The organism is Burkholderia sp. BCC0419 (assembly GCF_902830285.1).
Taxonomy (GTDB): domain Bacteria; phylum Pseudomonadota; class Gammaproteobacteria; order Burkholderiales; family Burkholderiaceae; genus Burkholderia.
Map to the genome: position 1 here is coordinate 118,532 of NZ_CADESR010000015.1, position 18,631 is coordinate 137,162.

Sequence of the window (18,631 nt, forward strand, 5' to 3'; positions counted from 1 at the left end):
ACTCGAGTTGATGCCCCCCGTAGATCGCAGCCTCGCTTAGGCTGAAAGGAACAAGGGAAATTAACCTCGGTGGAAGATCTCGTTGTTTTCAGATAACTTGGGCGTCTGGAGAATGGCTATTTGGGCACTCTGCAGCAGTTCGTCGCTTACTTCGTAACGGCGTAACCATTCGGTCGTCGACTTGGCGGTATTGTAGGTCGCCGCCTCTCCGCTCACAGAACCGTGTTGCAACGCATCGAGGTCATTCGTCCGGATCATGCGCAATGCGTGATCGAGCACAATATAGGCAGGTGGTACAACGGGCGGTTGACCGTCGACGTCGGAAGCTCCTGAATCAGGTATGACTCCGGCACGGACCACAATACCGTGGCCGTAGTCTCCGATCGCGAACCATTCCTGAGGCAACTCGGAGCGCAGTCGCGAGAGGCCGCCCACGGCGTCGAGCATCGATTGATCAATGGCAGTCAGCCAATCCACCGTTTTTATCTTCCCCTGCAGTTGACGCGTTGCGAGGTCGCTCGGCACGCCCACATCGAGGCCTGGCAACATGCGCGAGATCAAATATTCGGTGGATTCGTTCTGATTGACGCTCGTGGGCGAGAGATTGACCGCGAAACCTGCGTGTCCGTGAGCCGCGCCAAGTCGACTCGCCGCGTCAAAGAAGAGCTTCACGAACGCGTCAGGATTCGACAGTACGTTAGCCGACGGCCAGGAAAATGACAACGCGTTGAATCCTCGGTTTCCGGCCTTTTCCTGCCGCTGCCGCAGACCTACCACGGAGAACCGATAGAGGCTCGCATCAGTCGGCTCTTTACCCCCGACGTAGTCGAAGTCAAAACGATCCTCAGGCGTCAATAAAGTGGCAAGCACTGCTATTGGCTTCGCCATCGTGATCACCTGTGCGGCCTTACCGTTATTCCAGACAAACGTTAACTTGTCGGGTACAGCCTGGACATACTGTTCAAAGCACTCGGCAATCGCGGCACGCACGGACGTGTCGTAGGCGCGCTCGAAATACAGCGCAGCACGTACGACGAGCGCTGCGCCGATGCCACCTGTCGCGTACCGAGGTTCGAGCAAGCCGTTGGCGATAAGGGCCAGATCTTGATTTTCCTTGGCCGGATCGAAGAAGTTTTTGTCGATGATTCTGTGCAATTTCGGTCGCGTGATCTATTGGCCACGTGTACGTCGATCTTGACCTTTTCGCACACAAACGACCTGTGCGTTAAATCCTCTATATTCAATTCCTGCCCACACCCAATTAAGGCTACTTGCACGGGAAACGCGTGGACAAGGCATGCAAATAATCAAGGCTGATCAATTGAAAAACATTGGTTCCAGGCGGAGGATTGTTAACCACCGACATTGCACCTGGTGCATTCAACAGATAATCATCCAGGATCGATAGCTTGTTTTTCATATCCAGATCGACACTTGATGGCAAGCAAAACACTCCCTTTCTGGGGTCTTTTGTCAAGGATTCGTTTACTGCATAGAATCCGTCGGTGACACCGGTTAGCCAATACTTGAATTCCAGTGAATCTTTGAAATTCTGATAATGCTTCCAATCTACCGCATTCACGGCGCCTGTTACGGCGAGTGCGATGAGCCCAACACAGATCCTTTTCATCGTATTCCCGAATTCTGCGATTGTCAGTGGTCGACTCACCTAGCATGACCTGCAAGCTGTCGACGCCTCCGTCGTTCCTCGCTTCGACCATGCCAGACGTTATGTGATGCAAACACCGTGGATGCTAACGCATCATATCGGAACCATAGTGGGCATGCCAGCCCCGCTCAAAGGTCCCGATCCAAATCAACGACTTGTGTCGTTGCGGGATGTGCTCGCCTTCAACGTGCGCGCGGTTCGGGTCAGAAACTCGCTGAGTCAAGAACAACTCGGATTCGCAGCAGAGCTCGATCGAACATTCATCAGCCAAGTGGAACGGGCGCGGATCAATGTCTCGCTTGACAATATTGAGCGCCTAGCCGATGCGTTGGGCGTGGCGGCCCACATTTTGCTGCAACGTCCCGACCCCAGCCCTATCACGAAGACCCAGAAGGTCGAATAGAGATGCCATCCGCGCAAAGGAACGTTGCCTACGCCGGTGAAGGCGGCGGCGCACCTTAATCAAGCTCCATTTGCCTGGGCGTCCATCTGGTTCGGGCGACGCTGTTGCAGTGAACCGCCACACCACCTCCCGCGGCTTGAGGAAAGCCTTCTGCGCTATCTCCTGGATCGTTGCGACACGCCCGAAACAAGCGCCGCGCCGCAAAGAATCCACATTCGGGTCGATCAGCCGAAGCTTGCCGCTGGCGACGATCCGCTCTTGACGAGCGACTGCACCGGGTTCTCGAAGCCGGCCCAAGCCGCCATCACGACGATCCCACCAACGCGGCCCCACCGTACGTCGAGCTTCTCGAAATCTGCTGTCTGCGTGTTGGGGCTGACGAGGATGACGGTGACGGACGTGGGTGAAACTGCCTTCACGATGACGTCGATATCGTCCGGTTTGGTGGCGCCAGCGCGGGAAGCGCGTTGGCGCCTGCCTGCGAATATGCCTTCAGCCGTGTCAGCGAGCCCTCAAGCTTGATTCTTTCCAGCGCCTCTCGAGAAAACAGCCATCCAGTGAACCCTGGCTTACCCTTGAGCACGGCCTCCGGCTTCATCTCGCCACGGAGAATCATCCGAAAGAGATGCTCGATCATCTCATTACGCCAAGCACACGATCGAAGTACCCGTGCCAACGCTACATGTTCGGCACCCTCATAGTCGATGACCGGCAAATCCTCGGCAAGCTTGAGTAGCTTTTCGATACTGGATCTCAATACCTGCACTTGTTCTCCTTTGTGAAACTGTACGGTATCTCCTTGAGCCTCCGGAAAAAGGAGCGGGAGCAACACGATCTGCCGTCGAATCGATATCCCAAGATTCCGCAACGCCTTGATGCCTGCCTGCTCATGCAAGATCTGTCGAATCTTGGGTAGGTCTTCGCGCCGCACAGCCAGCAACATCCTCTCGCTTTGAGATGGCCGATATTTGACCTCGATTAGCCCCTTCTCGGCCAACTCCTTGAGCTTCCCCTCCCTCATATTGAGTTCACGAGCCGCATGTGCGGCCCACATCCAAGGCAATCGAGACGCAATGGCGTCTACAGGGGAGTTTTTTCGATCCAGCGAAGGCCACGGCCAATGATCAACGAGATACTGTAAGAAACAATCTCTCAAGAATCCGAGTTCCTGTCGTTTTTGGGTTGAAATAATATAGATATAGACGCTGCGGAAAGTGAATGCGATGCACCCTTTCTCGTCACCTCTTTCCTTGTGCATTGCATTTAGACGCGCCAGAAACCCAGATGGCCAAGCCGATAGTGCGTCAGTCGAGGGCTCAAGGACTGTGATGGCATTACTCATTTCGCGCATGAGCCATGCCTTGCTCCGACTTTCCCTCTTTCCGCTATTGGCCTGGCTACCGAAGCACACCACGAGGTCAATCATGTCATCCAACGAAAGCTCATCGAATGCTGTCGGCTCACCTCGAGAACCTGGGAGTTTGCGGGCGATCAGCGAAGCGAGTTCCGTGAACTTCATTGGTGCAGGCAACGTACACGCATCGGCAAACCTCTCACCACAATCGCAGCGAAGTAGCGCTTTCCTGGTCCACGCGATGGGTCGATGACACGCACCACATCGATCAATCAGCCAGCATCGATGCTTGGTACATGCTAGATATGGACGCAATTCCCACTCTGCCGCCCAAAGCGACTGTTCGCGTAAGCAAAGTGGGCAACATCGAGCCGACTTGATCAACCACGCCCTCGGCGCTGAACGACGCAAACTGATCAGGCTAGTCAAATATCGCCGCGACTCGACCGGGGGTGCGACTCTATCCCAGGACAGCGCTTGCTCAAGGACCTCACCATCAAGAACTACGCCAAGCCTGTAGAGGTGATCTAGTGATATCCCGTTGCTGATCGCGATGCGCTTCATATAGGCCGAGCTCGCCTCCCCAACCTGAATAACGGGATGCATAAGCAACCTAGGTAGGGAAGCGATTGCGGCAGACGCCGATTGCTTATAGTAATTTCGTGCCATCGCCGTTCACGTCGTGAGCGAGATACCAGAACGGCTCGTCTGTACCAACGAGGTCACGTAGTTCGGCATCTGGATGAAAGGGATTGAGTCTATGCGTCCCGCCCGACCACACCTCCTTGGTAAAAGCTTGCTCGAACAATGCGAGACTCAGCGTCGTCTTACCGCACTCCATAGCAAGAACGACCGCGCCATCGATGATCTTGGCAACGTAGTCGATCACGCCAGCGGAAGCCACATACATCCTCATTGCAAATTCCGAGGAGTGCAGGTCGGGACAAGGCAACGGAAGGCGACTGTGCATGTACTTCAGAACGCCACCGAACTCTCGTCGATCGTCGGGAACCGTCCAGTCAAACCGACGCACTTCATGGATTGCAGAGAATCGCCGAGTTAACTGCGGATTAGCCTTCAGGACCTGAGCGCTGTTCGGCAGACCCGCTACGACCACCGTAACACCGCTGGCTTCCATAAGGTTCTTCAACCAATCGGTTGCACGGTTTGCTTCTGCGATACGTCCGGCATCCGCAAAATGTTGAAACTCATCGATGATCAGCATTTCGACTCTGCATTGCTTGAGTAGCTCCACGAGGTAAACCGTCTTATCCTCCGCCGAGCGCCTACATACCCGATCCCCGAGGGCGTCAAGGATCGCCTGTGCGAGGTTCTTGATGCTGGGTCTGGACGGTACAACGACATAGAGCACCGGAATAACGGGGCCTTCTGTCGTTTCAAACCGCTCGAATTGACTAGCATAGAACCTCAGAATCGTGGATTTCCCCGTTCCGGTGTGCCCCAACAATGCCAACGCGCGAGCCCCCGGTGAAACCGAGCGCCATTGACGATGGATCCCGGCGATCCGTCGCAACGCGTTGCAAAATCGGTCGTAGTGGATGAGTTCTTTTCGTATCGAGAATCTGACGACGAGGGCACGCGACTTCTTCGCGTCCTCAGGTAGACCAATCGTCGCGAGAAACTCAAGCGGATCTCTTTTGGTTGTCTGAGTATCAGTACGCACGAGCATCTCCTTGGTACTTAGGGTTCGGTGATCCATTCAGATCCGGCAACGGTCCGATTTCGAAGGAATCGAAGGTCTGTCGTTGCGAATCAGGGGAGCGCGAACGGCCGGTCTTACGTGAGCGACGTCGATTCTCCGATCCGTTGTCAAATACCTGTTCGCTATCCACAATATCTAGAGACGCGGCACGCTTGCGCTCTCGTAGTTTCTTCCCTCGCAACGCCTGTCGAATCATGGATTGAATCTCGGCCTTCACGCGTATCAGGTGCTCATCGCTCCACTTATTTCCATGAACGAGCCTGGTGCGTTGGCGAATCAAAAGATGCTGGTGCAAGGTCAGGCCTTCGGCATAGTTCGCGAACCGATGCGTAACGGGTACCTTGAAATAGCTTCGAGCTTCGTCGTCAAAGACGTGTATGTAGCTGACGTCATCTTCGTGGCGCTTCAACAGTACTTGCATCCTATAGTTGCGTGCCCGGCTACGCAGGACTTGAAGGTGCTCGTTGTTGTAGTACAAACCATCAAGCTCGACGCCGTAGTGCCAGACGGTTCGACTCTCCGGCAGTCCTGTCAAGATATCGAGCTGTTGCGGGTATGCCGGCAGCTCAACCCGCGTGTTCGCGATTCCTTGTTGCCATTTTTCAGCCGGCGTCATGCCTAGCGCACGATGTGGAGTATGGTGGTATTCGTCGACGATCCACTTGATGAGAATCTGCGTCAGCGTCTTTAGATCGATCGCAGCCAGCTTCTCTGATGGATAGTCTCCGCGCTCATCAACGCAAGAGAACACAGTTCCGGGCAGCTTGTGCATCACGGAGCGCTGGATCGTACCGATCACACGTTCGACGGCTCCCTTAAACTCCGGTTGCCCGGCCGGACAATAGAGCATAGAGATGCCCATCTCTCCGCACACCATCTGCACCGCATCTGCGTGAAGATCCATGCCGTTATCGACGGCAACGAGATACGGGATACCGTATCCCGGGTGCTCTCGATGCAAGCTGACGACTTTCCCCCAATCCGCCTTCGGCAAGATTGCTCGCTTGAGGCACTGAAGCACCGACTGTGCGGACGGCGCCCGGAAGCTTATATAGAAGCCAAGAATTACTCGACTGTATCGGTCGATAGCAACCGTGATCCACGGCCGGCCTAACGGCAGGTTCGTGGCCAGGTCGATCACCAGGACATCCAGAGGCGTGTGGTCGATCTCGACACGATGCAAGGGAAAATCGGCCGTGGCCATTCCCTTCACCCAGCGAGTCTTTCTATCCGCCGTGTCTTTCCCGAGACGGGCTGCGTCGACAATGTCCTGATCGAGATTCCTCAACCATCGATAGACAGTCGACTCAACAGGGCAGGCGAGCGGTGTCTGACCAGGTCTATTCTTGTTGTATTGGTTGACCTTCTCGACAAGTCTACCGTAGACATCTTGTCCCGAGCGCTTCTGCGGGTCGAGGTATATCTCGTGAACGGCCTCCTCAAATAACATCTGGATGACATCATCGCGTCGACGCCCGCTATTCGTTCTGCGATCCGTCAGCTTGGTAACACATCGCGTGTATCGATATTGTCTCCACCAGCGCTTGATGCTGCTGACCGATGGCACCACCGTATCGCCGATCTCTGCAGCAATCTTCGCGGTCTGTTCGCGTATCCACGCGTTCGTATCCGTGAAACTGTCCGTCAGCCTCTGCATGTAAATGTGCCGACGCCGTGCACTTTGCTGATGGTGTTTCGGGAAGGTAGAGAGATCGCGTGGAACGGCCGTAAACAGCACGTTCGGATCGACATTCAGACTTTGCTCATCGAGCGACATCGTGTTGAGCAAAACCGCTTGGTAAAGTTCGTCGCGACTCATTGTGCGTGGCTCGCCCTCGTCACACTCGAGCTTCACCTTCCCGAATGCCGTCCGGCCAATGATCGTCCATCGCTTGAGTCCTTCTCGAAACACCAACCCCTTCTTGAATGTGAATCGGATCATGATTGCTCCTCCGACGCGAAGCGAAGCATGGTCGAATTCGTCAACGCGGTATCGCGGTCGAACTCCAGGCAACCTGCTGACAGCAGGCGCATGATTGTCAGTTCACTCCCGGCGATTGAAGTCGCACGGCCGAACGTCAGCGGCTGAACCTGCGCTAGACGTAGCAAAAGCTCCTCACGTTCGAATCCGTACGGCGCAGGCCGGCGGTGATAATTCAAGCGCTCAAGATTGGCAATTCTTGCTGCACCTCCGAAGTCGCGCTCGGTCAAAACCTTGAACGACTGACCTCGATGCGCGTAGTGCTGCGCGATATCTTGCAGCCGCTCACGCAGGTCAACCTGACGTAGCTTCGACGAAGGCTTGATCTCGACATGCACTGACGCTCCATTGCTCATCGTCAGCTCGAAATCGGGAAAGTACTTCCTCATTCGATCGTTGCGATCGCGATAAGTGACTTCAGTTGGTTGCTCGCGATAGCGTACGACGTCCGGCGAAAATTCGAAGTGCATGGCCGCATCGAACTCAAGCCGCGATTCACACTGTACGAGCGCGCGATTCTTGGTGGAGGGATACAAGTAGCGAACACGTCGTCCAGATCGGGTCAGCACTTTGCGCGCAGTAGTCGTCTTCTTCATGGTTCAGGCAATAGGAGATCCGCCCGCTCTTCACGCGGGTACGGATAGCACCAAATTTCGGACGTAAGTACACCCCGCCACGCGTGCTACGCGTGGTCGATGGATACAAACGGAAGGGAAGAAGGCTTGACGATATGGATCATCTGGACGAAACTACCGGCGTCAACTAGTGGTGCGTCCAGCCCACACAAGAAGCGGGGCAAGCCTTTGGGTTTGTCTCGCTTTTTACATTTTGGCGTCCTCCTTGCCTCTTCTGACCACGCGACCAACAATCGGTCGCTCCACCTCCTGGCCCATTCCTCTTCGCATTGCGACGACATCGCGAATCACGCGCACTTGCGCATCGGTCAGCCTGTCCAGGTCGTGCCAAAGCTCGCTGCAGAGACGATATACGTCGGCAGACGCCGTATGAGGAATCGTGAAGTGCCGTTGCGAGAGCAACAGGGCATCGTGCAGACTTGCGTGTTCGTCTTCCGTAAGCCGCAGACACGCTGACAGCCTGTCAACGATAGCCGGCGACGGAGGGCCCTTCGTGCCGAGCTCAAGGGCCGAGACGTAGCTTTGCTCAAGCGCCATGGCAACTGCCAGATCCTTCTGACGGATGCCATAGCGAAGTCTGAGTGCGCGTAGTCGTTCGGAAAATGGGCTCAACGGTTCAACTCGGTGGAGAGCATCTAAGTACGCCGAGATGGTACAACATCCCGCCTCGCCAAGTCAAATGTAAGCCTTTGATTTTAAAGAAGAATCCTATACAGCCCACTATAGGATACAGAGGACCGCGCTGCCGCACCGCAGGCCCATGCGCAATGCGCGCAGTTGCGGAAACGAGCAGCATTGACGCCACCCGCGAAAGACCTACGTCGCCGGAACAAGTGAGGGCACCGACACAACGTGTCAGCGGAGTCAAAGTGACACTGGGCCGGTCGCCTGACCACGATCGCTCCCTCCTACGTAATCACGGCCTCTTCATTCGATCAGGCTGCGGCGGCGTAGTATATGCAGAAGGCACTGACATCTGTGCATCATTGCGAGGATCCGGCGTTGCCGCTCTTTGCGCTACGCCGTCGCATGCTCCTTTCATGTTTCTCGGAAGCCAACTTGCTATCTGAATCGTCATCCTCCCGCCTCGCTTCGATCTCCGTCCGCTTCTTCCTTGAACCAGAGCAGCGGACGCCCCGTATCGCTGTCGATCCTAAATTACCGGGCGGCGGAGCCGCTTACGTCGAAGAAACGTATCATCAACGTACAGACATCCGGCCAGGAGCTTTAAATGCCCATCAATAGTGGAAGCATTCAGCAAAGTGATGTAGATCTAGACGCTTCGGCAGCTGTAGTCGAGATGCTTGTTGCGCAAGTGGAAAAGATGGTTCAAGAGTCAGGCGATCCCAAGTGCTTTGACGCGCGGTCATGGTTACTCGACTGGTTACACTCCACAGTTCCAGCACTCGGCGGGAATCGGCCAATTGACTATTTACACACCAGCGACGGCATCGATTTAATCTCACGACTATTGGCGAGTGCTCAAACAGGATCCTATTGGTAAATTTTCATATCTTCCCTGCAAGTCCGTGGTGATGCGCATGGCTGACTAGCTCAAGCAACACTTCTTGTATTTGCGCCCACTGCCGCAGTGGCACGGATCGTTCCGACCGAGTTTCCGACGGCTGACTTCACGTGAATATTGTGCCAGAGCATCGCGCACATTAGATGCCGATTTCATATCAGCTGTAAGTCTTTCCATTTCATCTGAGGCTTCCCATGGGAAGTCCAATGTGACTCCGAACTGGACTTGCCCATCTGGGCTGACAGAAACACCAAACCACTGCGCCGCACGTTGCTGGTACTTGCGTTTGGCACAGTGTGTCTCCAGCACTGCGATCGCTTCGGGAGATGGCTTTGGATTGCAATGAAAGCTAATCCCGCAAGGCGGCGCACTCGACGCGAGCGTGACGTCGTGCCGCTTACCGTCGAGCTGCGACTGCCGCGTGATAGTCTGCAGTATGCGATGGACGTTCTTACACGAATCTTCGTCCATTGAAAGCAAGTGAAACCCGAGTTCGAGAGTTGCTGGGTTCGCCTTTTTTTCGATCTCTTCAATAAGTTTCTCGTAGCGAGATCCTCGCATCTTTGTGAGGATCCCAGCCGGTGTATCGTCCCCAGGCTGGTTATCCCTGCGGACCAGCATGGCCGTATCTAGGTCTTGAGCGATGGAGTCCTCGAGCATGACAAAGTCGTACTTCTCATCGAGCCAGAGGTTCTGTTTTAGGTGGTAGCCGAGCACGGTCAGCTCGTGCCCGCTCATCAGCTTGTCCGAAACAGCCACGCGCAATTTGACGTAGCCTAACAGTCGCAAAGGCGACGTCAGCATCTCCGTCAATGTGTCGAGAAGGAATACGTCCATCACAAACGGAGGTCGGATGATATCGGTAGTCTGGAATTTCAACGACTGGCTCGCCTGAAAGGCTAGCGCCGGATAGTGCTCTGATACAAGACTGAATACGAAGACTTCTTTGATGTTCGGCGGAAGCTGGACTTCATTCCCGTTGCCATCAACTAAACGACAACCCCCGGTGAGCATCTCGGTCGCGCACGTCCAGCCCTGATCGTACGAATCTTGGATGGCGGCAGCGAAATCGGCCTTCAACTGGTTGTCGTTCCCTTTGCGTGCGGCGATGGTCAACTTTTTCGCCTTCGCCTGTACGACGATGAGTCGGTCTCCATAGATGACGAGGACATCAGCTTCACCCACGATGTCTTTACCACGATACAAGTTCACGTTCATATGAACGTGCTCGTTGCCGAAGACCTTGGCCAGCCGCCGCGCAGCGAACTGCTCAGTAAAGGCTCCACGATGCTTTGCGGCCGTCGGGCGATAGGATTTGTCCTCCCACATCCAGAAGAACGGAGACTCGTATAGTGCCTCGTAAATAGAGTAGTGCGAGAAAAGCAGCACAGTTCCGCGGGCCGTAGGTAGCAGCGGTCGAGCGGCAACTTCATTGAAGTCACCCACCTCTTTGAATCCGGTGTTGTCTCCCGAAAAGAGGAGTGCGCGGAAAAAAGCTTCGACTACGTCCTTCGATATGCCGCTACTAGATGCCACCTCATCCAGCGAGAACTCGAATCCAGGTAGCCAAGTTGCAGGTAGAGTCTTGGCAGCTCGAGCATCCGCGAAGAGTCTCGCCCCCTTATCCTCCATCAAGGCGCACATTGTCTTCGCGACGATTTGCGCCTGGCTGGAGGTGAAGCCTTTAGTCTTGAGCATCCAATCGTCATCGGCTCCGTACTTTTCGGTCACGAAGTCCCTGTACTGGAAAGCATAGGCCGACTCGGTGCCATAGAAGATGGGCTCTCGCATCCCACGGCCGCGCCACAGGTCTGGGGGCTCGGTACCCGCCTTCATCGCCTCGAACATGGTCGCAAACATCGGGTAGGACATCGCATCATGTAATTCCCGCATTAGGGAATCAGTGCGCTGGACGTACCCCTCGATCACTTCGCGCGGCGGCATAGACAAATCCAACGGACTCTTGACCATCAAGCCTATCAGCGTCGTCAATTCCGTCCGAATCAACCGCTCTCTACTGAAGAGCCGTTCCATGTCGGACGACTTCAGCTTGCCTTGGAAGTGAATGACGTTGTCGCGATGGCAGATATGTGCGACCGCATGAACGTATCCCGGCGATGTAGCTAGCATGGCCAGGTCCTCAAGAATTTGGGATTCTTCCCGCGGTTGCTCCATAGCTTCCCTTTTCAGTTCGCAAGTCTCGTTTACAAAGCTCATTTCGCGCCGATTTTCCGCTTCGCTTCTAAAGATCAATTTCGAGGACCAACGGAGTGACCAACATTGATTTTCGGCGCCCCGGCACGACACATTAAGAGACCGCTTCCGACGCTCGATACTCTGTCGATCAGATGTCTCTAAACGATGGGGGCGCGATCACTCAATCGCCGTGGGTGCCAGCGCGTCATCGACCCTGCCGATCCCTGAGTCGAACCTACTGGGTCAGTTTTGGGTGCCCATCAACACATCGGTCGACAATGATTGAACTAAGCTTCCTTATTCCGACGCCGCCTGTTCAGCGGTTTGGTCGCAGCTCCAGTTCGTCTATCTGCTCAAGACTACGTATCACCAACGCCACCTGCTCCCGATCAAAATCATCTCGATCGGCCTCCTCGTGGGTCCCCTTGTTCAGGTACGTCCAGATCAAATTCGAGGGGATACCGAGGATCGCGTCCAACGCACCGAGCAGCGGCTCCTTGCTCGGGTGCACGAAGACCGGAGTATCTCGCAGCTTCCTCCGCAGGCTTTCGCATAGGGCTCTCAACGTAGGCTCATTACCTGGTCCATCAACCAATAGCGTCAGCTCACCCATGTCATGGGATTTCAGCCACTTCCAGCTCTTCTTCGCAAGCATTTCGAGCCCCTTGCGCGCGTATGAAAGCGCCTCACGTGAGTCGAAGCGAGCCAGCGCCTGTTGCGCACGCACGAGGTAGTTGGCGCTACCGACGTCCGGATGAACACGCGGATGATGATCTCCATCGTGATACATCAGCAGATATTCCTGGCAGTCCGTACGCCGTTCGCGCGGCATGCTGTTCTGGATATCCTTGATGAACTCATGACTGTGGCACGTGACCAGAATCTGCGACTCAAGGAAACGATCTCCGTCGAAGATGGTCTGCCGTATCCCATTGCGGTGATCGTGATCGATCGCGTTGATCGCATCGTCAAAGATCACAACCGGACTGCCAATGTTGATGCTTTTCGCCAGTAGGATTGCCAGCCCTAGGCAGCGCACATGCCCTTCGCTCAGGACGACCAGCGCATCAACCCGCTGTTCTGGCGCGCCTCGAAAGGCAATCTCGATTCGTTGCTCACTGGTCAATGGGAGATACAAGGCCGCGAGCTTGTCATCGTCGTGATCGAGGTGATTGAACTCGTTATACAGTTCCATCGTCAGATCGTTGAGGCCGGCAATCAACAGGCCCGGCAACTGGTCACGGAAGTGGCGTAGCTGGCGGATAAAATCGTCGTAGGCGGCCTTGATAGGCTGGTCTCGATCGATGTCCTGCCTCTCCTGCTCGGCCTCCGCGATCAGCGCAGCGTTTGCCAGCTCAAACTGTTCGACCCGTGTACGCGCTTCTAAGGCGGCGTCCACGATGATCTTTCGCTGCAATTCGCGCGCTTCGACATGGCGTTGGCATTCAAGGAGCGCATCCCGTTCCCGCACACGAGCGGACCGCTCGTCGATCTGCACTCTCGCCGCCACGTCGCGCTGCTCCATCTCGTCCACGATGGCTGCGATCTGCTCCAGCGATGGAACGACGCCTTCGCCGGCCGCATTCGATCCATAGATCTCCGTCCACCAAGTATCACCGTCTGGTTGCCTTGGGAGGCGACCAAGATACTGCCCCACCTCGGACTGCGTTCGATCCTGCCCCTCGAGGTAGCGATAGATCTGATTCAAATGCTCTCGAAGTTCCCGTGACGACTCAACCAGCGCTTCCCTCTTCGTCCTTTGGCGCTCCTGCAAATCAGCCAGATCCCGAAGTTCGTCCAGACCAATGCGCGCCTTTTCATACGGGTCGCGAACGACGCGATCAAGCGGCGTATCACATGCGGGACAATGGTCGCCTTCGCCAGCCTGCAACGCAGTGACCGCTGTATACAGGTCTTTGAAGGATACCTGGCTGCTTCTTCGCGCCAAGTCCTGGGTTGTTTGACGCAACTCCGCAGCAATTGCATCAATCGCCTCATAGGCAAGCATTAACGTCTCTCGAGTCAGCCCGATGATGCGTGCAGGCACAGCATTCAGAAGGTGATTGAGTTCCCGCAAGCGCCCAGGTGCCTCTGGCGTACCGATGATTTCCTTTAACCGCGCATAGGTCGTCCCCACCAGATAGCCCTGCGCGTAGCGTGCATCGTCCTCATCATGTCGGGCTAACGTCTGGGCTTCATCACGTGCGGTCGCCTGGTCACGAGCGATGCCTTCACGTCTGAGTCGCAACGCCGTCTGTTTGTCGCTTCGAAGAACAAGTTCAGCATCCATCTGCTCGTTGAAATGGCCGACAAAGTCGTTGAACTTGTCCATGCCAAACAACGCCGCGATGAGCTCAGTACGTTGCGCCGGCGGCCGGGCGGCCATCCGGGAGAAGGCATCAATCCGGTTTTTTTCGATAAAACTGAATCGATAGCGGTCAGCGTCGGCAATCACCGGAATGTCATCGCCTTTCGCGGTCGTCGCGACGAGGCGCGGCTCAATAAAGTTGCGCGTATGGATATTCGCGAGATATCGCCGCTCGTCGATACGCTTGAGTTCCGCCTCTTCAACCGCCCCCAATAGCCCACGTTCCAGTGCCTCGCAAAGACTGGTCTTCCCGCTACCGTTTGGCCCATAGAACAGGATCACTCGTCTGCGAAGATCGAACTGCTCTTCGCGCCGGAAGCCTCTAAAGGGGCCGACGGTCAGTTCCTTGAGTCGCCGCCATGGCCATTCTTCGGCTGCTGCAGGCATATCAATCTCGGGAAGTTCAGCGGGGCTCGCTGCAAGGTGCCGGCGAGCCAAACCGGCCAAAGCTGCCGATCGCGCATTCCGTTGCCGGGCAGTGGCGGCGATCTCGTCGAAATTGGCCAACACCATATTGGCAAAGCGCTTCGCCGCCTCGTTGACACCGTGCTGCGGATCGTGGAGCCAGCGCAAAAAAAGAACATAGTCCTGCTTGGCAGAGCCCATCTTCTTATTCCCCCGAAGTCGCCGCACAAGCCCCCTGCGGCATTTTGGCTCTTACTTTAAGCCTGACTAGTCGGCCCGACCAGACAAAAACGTTGGGAAGCGCACCAACAACTATTGAATAAAAAAACCAATAGTTTTGTTCAAATTCTGCAAAAAAGGCCACCTTTTTTGCCAACCTACAACCCACCCCGTATCACATCCCACCCCAATAATTCCCCTTGACGCCCTATCTTTCGATATATATCTTTAGATATGTTTTACGACACATAGGACACGATCATGCGACACAACCCCTCCCGCGGCCATGCCCGATGCGACGGTCACGGTGCGCATGCCCGCCCCGACTGGTTCGCCGGTCTCTGGTACGCGATCGGCCGCCACCGTCGCGGCGGCCACGATGCGTTCGGTGGCGGCCCGTTCGGCGGCCGGGGCGGGCGCGGCGGCTTTGGCGATTTCGGCGACGACGGCATGCCGCGCGGCCGCCAGTTCAGCTCCGACGATCTCCAGCTGCTGCTCCTCGCGCTGGTGGCCGAACAACCGAGCCACGGCTACGAACTGATCAAGGCGCTCGACACGCGCTCGAACGGTTTTTACAGCCCGAGCCCCGGCATGGTGTATCCGGCGCTCACGTATCTCGAGGAAGTCGGCTTCGTCGCGTCGCAGGCGGAAGGCAACCGCAAGCGCTATGCGCTGACCGACGCAGGCCGCGCGCATCTCGACGCCCAGCGCGAACGCGTCGACACGCTGTTCGCGCGCCTCACGCACCTCGCTCGCAAGATGGAATTCATGCGCCGCGCGTTCGCCGGGGAATCGGCGGGCAACGAAGCGCAGGACGAATCGCAGGCCGGCTGGCTGCCGGAATTCGTCGAGGCGCGGCTCGCGCTCAAGCGCACGCTGCTGCACAAGAGCGCCGCCGATGCGGACGAACAGCGCCGCATCGCGGCCATCCTGCGCCGCGCGACGGACGAAATCGAAGGCGGCGCCGGCGCGTGATCCGCGCCGCCCCGTCACCACTCAGGAGAACGGATTAATGCAGAACACATCCGAACGCACCGTCACCCGCGTGCGCCACACCCTCAAGTTCCGGCTGCTGCAGGTGCTGCGCGTGCAGACCGTGACGCCGCATCTGCTGCGCGTCACGCTCGGCGGCCCCGATCTCGCGGATTTCGAATCCGCGTCGTTCGACGATCACGTGAAGGTCTTTTTCCCGCCGGCCGGCGCGGAACGGCCCGCGCTGCCGACGCTCGGCGCGAACGGCCCCGAGTTTCCGGAAGGCGAGCCGAAGCCGGTCGCGCGCGATTTCACGCCGCGCCGCTTCGACCGCGCCGCCCGCGAACTCGATCTGGAATTCGTGCTGAACCATCCGGGCCCGGCCTCGCAGTGGGCCGCGCAGGCACGCGTCGGCCAATGGCTCGGCATCGGCGGCCCGCGCGGTTCGTTCGTCATCCCGACCGGTTTCGACTGGCATCTGCTGATCGGCGACGATACGGCGCTGCCGGCCGTCGCGCGGCGTCTCGAGGAATTGCCGGCCGGTGCGCGCGCGGCGGTCGTGCTGGCAGTCGCGGATCGCACCGCGCAGATCTCGTTCGATACGCGCGCCGACGTGCATGAAATCTGGCGCTTCCGCGCCGAAGCCGACGCGGCGAACGGCAACGTGCTGCTGAATGCCGTCCGTGACCTGCCGCTGCCGTCGTCCGGCGACGGCTACGTGTGGGCGGCCGGCGAAGCGCTGTCGATGCGCGCGGTGCGCCAGCACCTGACCGGCGAACGCGGCGTCGACAAGTCGCGCATCCGCGCGGCGGCCTACTGGAAGCGCGGCGCGGCGGCCGTGCACGAAACGCTGGAAGACTGACCGGGATGGGCGCCCGGTTGCCGGGCGGCTGAAACAATCGTGGCGCCGGCGCAGCGGCGAGCTTGGCATCGGCATCGCGGCTGGTATATATGTATGTCTGCGACGCCGCTGTCGGGCGACAGCCGCCGCAGCCCGCCCAGGAGCGCCCGGTCATGACAAAAGAAAGCCACGCTTCGCCTTTCCTTCGCCACCTGAAGATCGCCGGTTATTGCGGCCTCGCCGCAGTCGTCCTCGCACTGTTCGTCGCGATGTGCGCGATCCTGACGGAAAGCGCCCTCGACCGCGATGCCGCACGGCATCCGGCCGATACGCCCGAACTGCACGATGCGGACGGCGGCCCGTCCGCCTCGGCCGAATCGGCCCGCACACCCGGCTCGTCCGGCTGACGGCGTCCTGCCGCTTCCTTCCGCTTACGGCGCCTGCCGGCGCCCCCTCACGACCGCATGCACCGAATCGCCGAGCCGTTCGAGCAGCGCGGTCACGCGTTGCCCGTACAGGTGCGCGGCCAGCGCGCCGACCGTGCCGACCAGCACGCCGCCCGCCATGTCGAACGGCCAGTGCACGCCCGCATAGATGCGCCCCCATGCGATCGCGACGGCCATCGCGGCCATCACGAAACCGGTGACCCGCGTCGTGCCGCCGAGCAGCAGGCCGACCGCCATGCTCCACGCGAACGTCATGTGATCGCTCGGAAACGAGCTGTCCGGCGCGTGCGGAATCAGTTGCGTGCCGACGCCGGCCATGAACGGGCGCGGCGAGAACCAGACATGCCCGAGCACCTGCGCGAGCACGAGCGCCACGCAGACGCCCACGCCGGCTTCGATCGCCTGGCGCCGCGCGGGGCGCGCGCCGAAGATCCAGGTCAGCAGCAGCACCGCGGGCAGCGCATAGACGAGCCAGTCGGCGGCGAAGATCGCGAGGTGGGCAACGCCCGGGTGCGGTGCACCCCCGGCGTTGATGGCGGAAAAGAGGGCGAGATTGAGGTTCTGCATGAATCCGGTTGCGTGGGGCGTAAAGGATCGGCCGGTTGCCCGGCCGGATACGAACGATGCCAGGGCGTGGCCGCTTAAGCGGTGCTGAATGCGGCAGCCGCCCGGACAAGGCCCGCGCGGCGAACGGACTTAGAGCCTGCACCGCAACACAAGTTCACACAATTGTCATATTGCCGCGCGAACGTCCCCGTAAAGGCTCACCCCGCCTCCCGTAAAGACTCACCTTTTTCACATGATGGCGTCATCGACACGTGCCACCATCGCCCGGCCCGAGTGTCGTCCAGGCCGTTTGCCTCATTCATCTCAATATTTACGCGTCGAATTATTCGAAATCGGCAACAATTAATTCCAGATGCGGCATCGCACAACGGCAACGCACAGGCATACGATTACGACCACTCATCCACGAAGCGATCAACAACAAGGAGTCCGCATGAAACCCAGCGATGTCCGATCGAAAGCGTTTGCGATGCCGTTGACCAGCCCTGCGTTCCCGATGGGCCCGTACCGTTTCGTCGATCGTGAGTTTCTGATCATCACGTACCGCACCGATCCGGACCGTCTCCGTGAAATCGTCCCCGAGCCGCTGCAGGTCACCGAGCCGCTCGTGCATTACGAATTCATCCGCATGGCCGATTCGACCGGCTTCGGCGATTACACCGAAAGCGGCCAGGTGATTCCCGTCGAATACAACGGCCAGGCCGGCGGCTACACGCTCGCGATGTATCTCGACGATCACCCGCCGATCGCCGGCGGCCGCGAGCTGTGGGGTTTCCCGAAGAAGCTCGCATCGCCCACGCTGCACGTGAACACCGATCACCTCCTCGGCACGCTCGACTACGGCAAGGTGCGCGTCGCGACCGGCACGATGGGCTACAAGCACAAGGAACTCGACATCGACGAGCAGGCGAAGCGGCTCGCCGGCCCCAATTTCCTGCTGAAGATCATCCCGCACGTCGACGGCACCGCGCGGGTGTGCGAACTGGTGCGCTACTACATGCAGGACATCAAGATGAAGGGCGCGTGGACGGGCCCCGCTTCGCTCGAACTGGCGCCGCATGCGCTCGCGCCGGTGGCCGACCTGCCGGTGCTCGAGATCGTCGAAGCCCGGCACATCGTCGCAGATTTGACACTCGGCCTCGGCGAAGTCGTCTACGATTATCTGGCCCAGTAACGCGTCCGCAGTCCTTTCTCCCTGTCAATCCTTTCACCACGGGAATTCGAACATGAGCAACCTGAATGGCAAGACCGCAGTCGTCACGGGCGCCGCGAGCGGCATCGGCAAGGAAATCGCGCTGGAGCTGGCCAAGGCAGGCGCGGCCGTCGC

Annotated in this window: 18 protein-coding genes; 7 read left to right on the plus strand and 11 right to left on the minus strand. The window is 57.8% G+C overall.

What is annotated here, in order from left to right; genetic code table 11:
* Positions 1–60 precede the first annotated feature (60 nt).
* Together HWW87_RS35850 and HWW87_RS35855 are read right to left on the minus strand one after the other, a co-directional pair.
* The gene (locus HWW87_RS35850; RefSeq protein WP_175824247.1) at positions 61–1,143 is read right to left on the minus strand and encodes a type VI immunity family protein; all 1,083 of its coding nucleotides are present in this window, start codon (positions 1,141–1,143) and stop codon (positions 61–63) included.
* A gap of 124 nt (positions 1,144–1,267) precedes the next feature.
* On the minus strand, positions 1,268–1,630 hold the full coding sequence (locus tag HWW87_RS35855) for a hypothetical protein (protein ID WP_156443653.1): 363 nt from the start codon (positions 1,628–1,630) through the stop codon (positions 1,268–1,270).
* 154 nt (positions 1,631–1,784) lie between these two features.
* On the opposite strand from HWW87_RS35855, the gene HWW87_RS35860 reads away from it, so the two are divergent.
* A complete protein-coding gene (locus tag HWW87_RS35860; protein WP_175824232.1) occupies positions 1,785–2,072 on the plus strand; it encodes a helix-turn-helix transcriptional regulator in 288 nt (95 codons plus the stop codon).
* 224 nt (positions 2,073–2,296) lie between these two features.
* On the opposite strand, the gene HWW87_RS35865 is transcribed toward HWW87_RS35860, so the two are convergent.
* From HWW87_RS35865 to HWW87_RS35890, 6 genes are all read right to left on the minus strand, one after another.
* Positions 2,297–2,491, minus strand: coding sequence for a hypothetical protein (locus tag HWW87_RS35865; RefSeq protein ID WP_059834028.1), 195 nt, complete (start codon positions 2,489–2,491; stop codon positions 2,297–2,299).
* Complete coding sequence (locus tag HWW87_RS35870; RefSeq protein ID WP_244107409.1) at positions 2,488–3,591, minus strand: hypothetical protein; 1,104 nt, start codon at positions 3,589–3,591, stop codon at positions 2,488–2,490. The genes HWW87_RS35865 and HWW87_RS35870 overlap by 4 nt, the downstream gene beginning before the upstream one ends.
* A gap of 484 nt (positions 3,592–4,075) precedes the next feature.
* The gene (locus tag HWW87_RS35875) at positions 4,076–5,110 is read right to left on the minus strand and encodes a TniB family NTP-binding protein (protein ID WP_175824234.1); all 1,035 of its coding nucleotides are present in this window, start codon (positions 5,108–5,110) and stop codon (positions 4,076–4,078) included.
* A complete protein-coding gene (locus tag HWW87_RS35880; RefSeq protein ID WP_175824235.1) occupies positions 5,100–7,091 on the minus strand; it encodes a Mu transposase C-terminal domain-containing protein in 1,992 nt (663 codons plus the stop codon). The genes HWW87_RS35875 and HWW87_RS35880 overlap by 11 nt, the downstream gene beginning before the upstream one ends.
* On the minus strand, positions 7,088–7,726 hold the full coding sequence (locus HWW87_RS35885) for a TnsA endonuclease N-terminal domain-containing protein (protein WP_082720283.1): 639 nt from the start codon (positions 7,724–7,726) through the stop codon (positions 7,088–7,090). Before HWW87_RS35885 ends, HWW87_RS35880 begins: the two co-directional genes overlap by 4 nt.
* A gap of 225 nt (positions 7,727–7,951) precedes the next feature.
* Complete coding sequence (locus HWW87_RS35890; RefSeq protein WP_175824236.1) at positions 7,952–8,377, minus strand: helix-turn-helix transcriptional regulator; 426 nt, start codon at positions 8,375–8,377, stop codon at positions 7,952–7,954.
* 712 nt (positions 8,378–9,089) lie between these two features.
* Between HWW87_RS35890 and HWW87_RS35895 the strand changes: the two genes are divergently transcribed.
* Positions 9,090–9,269: an MbcA/ParS/Xre antitoxin family protein gene (locus HWW87_RS35895; RefSeq protein ID WP_244107410.1), complete on the plus strand. Its 180-nt coding sequence runs from the start codon at positions 9,090–9,092 to the stop codon at positions 9,267–9,269.
* Between the two features lie 45 nt (positions 9,270–9,314).
* Here the strand turns inward: HWW87_RS35895 and HWW87_RS35900 are convergent, their stop codons facing one another.
* Complete coding sequence (locus HWW87_RS35900; RefSeq protein WP_208449976.1) at positions 9,315–11,507, minus strand: nuclease-related domain-containing protein; 2,193 nt, start codon at positions 11,505–11,507, stop codon at positions 9,315–9,317.
* Between the two features lie 295 nt (positions 11,508–11,802).
* Positions 11,803–14,460 (minus strand): AAA family ATPase, encoded by a 2,658-nt coding sequence (locus HWW87_RS35905; RefSeq protein ID WP_175824238.1) that lies wholly within the window; start codon positions 14,458–14,460, stop codon positions 11,803–11,805.
* A gap of 279 nt (positions 14,461–14,739) precedes the next feature.
* Here HWW87_RS35905 and HWW87_RS35910 point away from each other — a divergent pair, with 279 nt between their 5' ends.
* From HWW87_RS35910 to HWW87_RS35920, 3 genes are all read left to right on the plus strand, one after another.
* Complete coding sequence (locus tag HWW87_RS35910) at positions 14,740–15,453, plus strand: PadR family transcriptional regulator (RefSeq protein WP_175824239.1); 714 nt, start codon at positions 14,740–14,742, stop codon at positions 15,451–15,453.
* A 37-nt stretch (positions 15,454–15,490) separates the two neighbouring features.
* Positions 15,491–16,312 carry a siderophore-interacting protein gene (locus tag HWW87_RS35915; RefSeq protein ID WP_175824240.1) on the plus strand — a complete coding sequence of 274 codons (822 nt, stop codon included), beginning with the start codon at positions 15,491–15,493 and terminating at the stop codon, positions 16,310–16,312.
* 152 nt (positions 16,313–16,464) lie between these two features.
* A complete protein-coding gene (locus HWW87_RS35920) occupies positions 16,465–16,698 on the plus strand; it encodes a hypothetical protein (RefSeq protein WP_174433622.1) in 234 nt (77 codons plus the stop codon).
* Between the two features lie 24 nt (positions 16,699–16,722).
* Here the strand turns inward: HWW87_RS35920 and HWW87_RS35925 are convergent, their stop codons facing one another.
* Positions 16,723–17,304, minus strand: a complete 582-nt coding sequence (locus HWW87_RS35925; RefSeq protein ID WP_175824241.1) for an undecaprenyl-diphosphatase — start codon at positions 17,302–17,304, stop codon at positions 16,723–16,725.
* Positions 17,305–17,737: 433 nt separating this feature from the next.
* Between HWW87_RS35925 and HWW87_RS35930 the strand changes: the two genes are divergently transcribed.
* Positions 17,738–18,478 carry an acetoacetate decarboxylase gene (locus HWW87_RS35930; protein ID WP_174433620.1) on the plus strand — a complete coding sequence of 247 codons (741 nt, stop codon included), beginning with the start codon at positions 17,738–17,740 and terminating at the stop codon, positions 18,476–18,478.
* Between the two features lie 52 nt (positions 18,479–18,530).
* On the plus strand, positions 18,531–18,631 hold a 101-nt coding region (locus HWW87_RS35935; RefSeq protein WP_143155811.1), incomplete at its 3' end, for an SDR family NAD(P)-dependent oxidoreductase.

Bases quoted from the DNA above. Each gene is read 5' to 3' on its own strand.
- HWW87_RS35895 (WP_244107410.1), top strand. From the start codon at position 9,090: ATGGTTCAAGAGTCAGGCGATCCCAAGTGCTTTGACGCGCGGTCATGG.
- HWW87_RS35930 (WP_174433620.1), top strand. From the start codon at position 17,738: ATGAAACCCAGCGATGTCCGATCGAAAGCGTTTGCGATGCCGTTGACC.
- HWW87_RS35915 (WP_175824240.1), top strand. From the start codon at position 15,491: ATGCAGAACACATCCGAACGCACCGTCACCCGCGTGCGCCACACCCTC.
- HWW87_RS35900 (WP_208449976.1), bottom strand. From the start codon at position 11,507: ATGAGCTTTGTAAACGAGACTTGCGAACTGAAAAGGGAAGCTATGGAG.
- HWW87_RS35870 (WP_244107409.1), bottom strand. From the start codon at position 3,591: ATGAAGTTCACGGAACTCGCTTCGCTGATCGCCCGCAAACTCCCAGGT.
- HWW87_RS35920 (WP_174433622.1), top strand. From the start codon at position 16,465: ATGACAAAAGAAAGCCACGCTTCGCCTTTCCTTCGCCACCTGAAGATC.
- HWW87_RS35925 (WP_175824241.1), bottom strand. From the start codon at position 17,304: ATGCAGAACCTCAATCTCGCCCTCTTTTCCGCCATCAACGCCGGGGGT.
- HWW87_RS35860 (WP_175824232.1), top strand. From the start codon at position 1,785: ATGCCAGCCCCGCTCAAAGGTCCCGATCCAAATCAACGACTTGTGTCG.
- HWW87_RS35880 (WP_175824235.1), bottom strand. From the start codon at position 7,091: ATGATCCGATTCACATTCAAGAAGGGGTTGGTGTTTCGAGAAGGACTC.
- HWW87_RS35910 (WP_175824239.1), top strand. From the start codon at position 14,740: ATGCGACACAACCCCTCCCGCGGCCATGCCCGATGCGACGGTCACGGT.
- HWW87_RS35905 (WP_175824238.1), bottom strand. From the start codon at position 14,460: ATGGGCTCTGCCAAGCAGGACTATGTTCTTTTTTTGCGCTGGCTCCAC.
- HWW87_RS35885 (WP_082720283.1), bottom strand. From the start codon at position 7,726: ATGAAGAAGACGACTACTGCGCGCAAAGTGCTGACCCGATCTGGACGA.
- HWW87_RS35855 (WP_156443653.1), bottom strand. From the start codon at position 1,630: ATGAAAAGGATCTGTGTTGGGCTCATCGCACTCGCCGTAACAGGCGCC.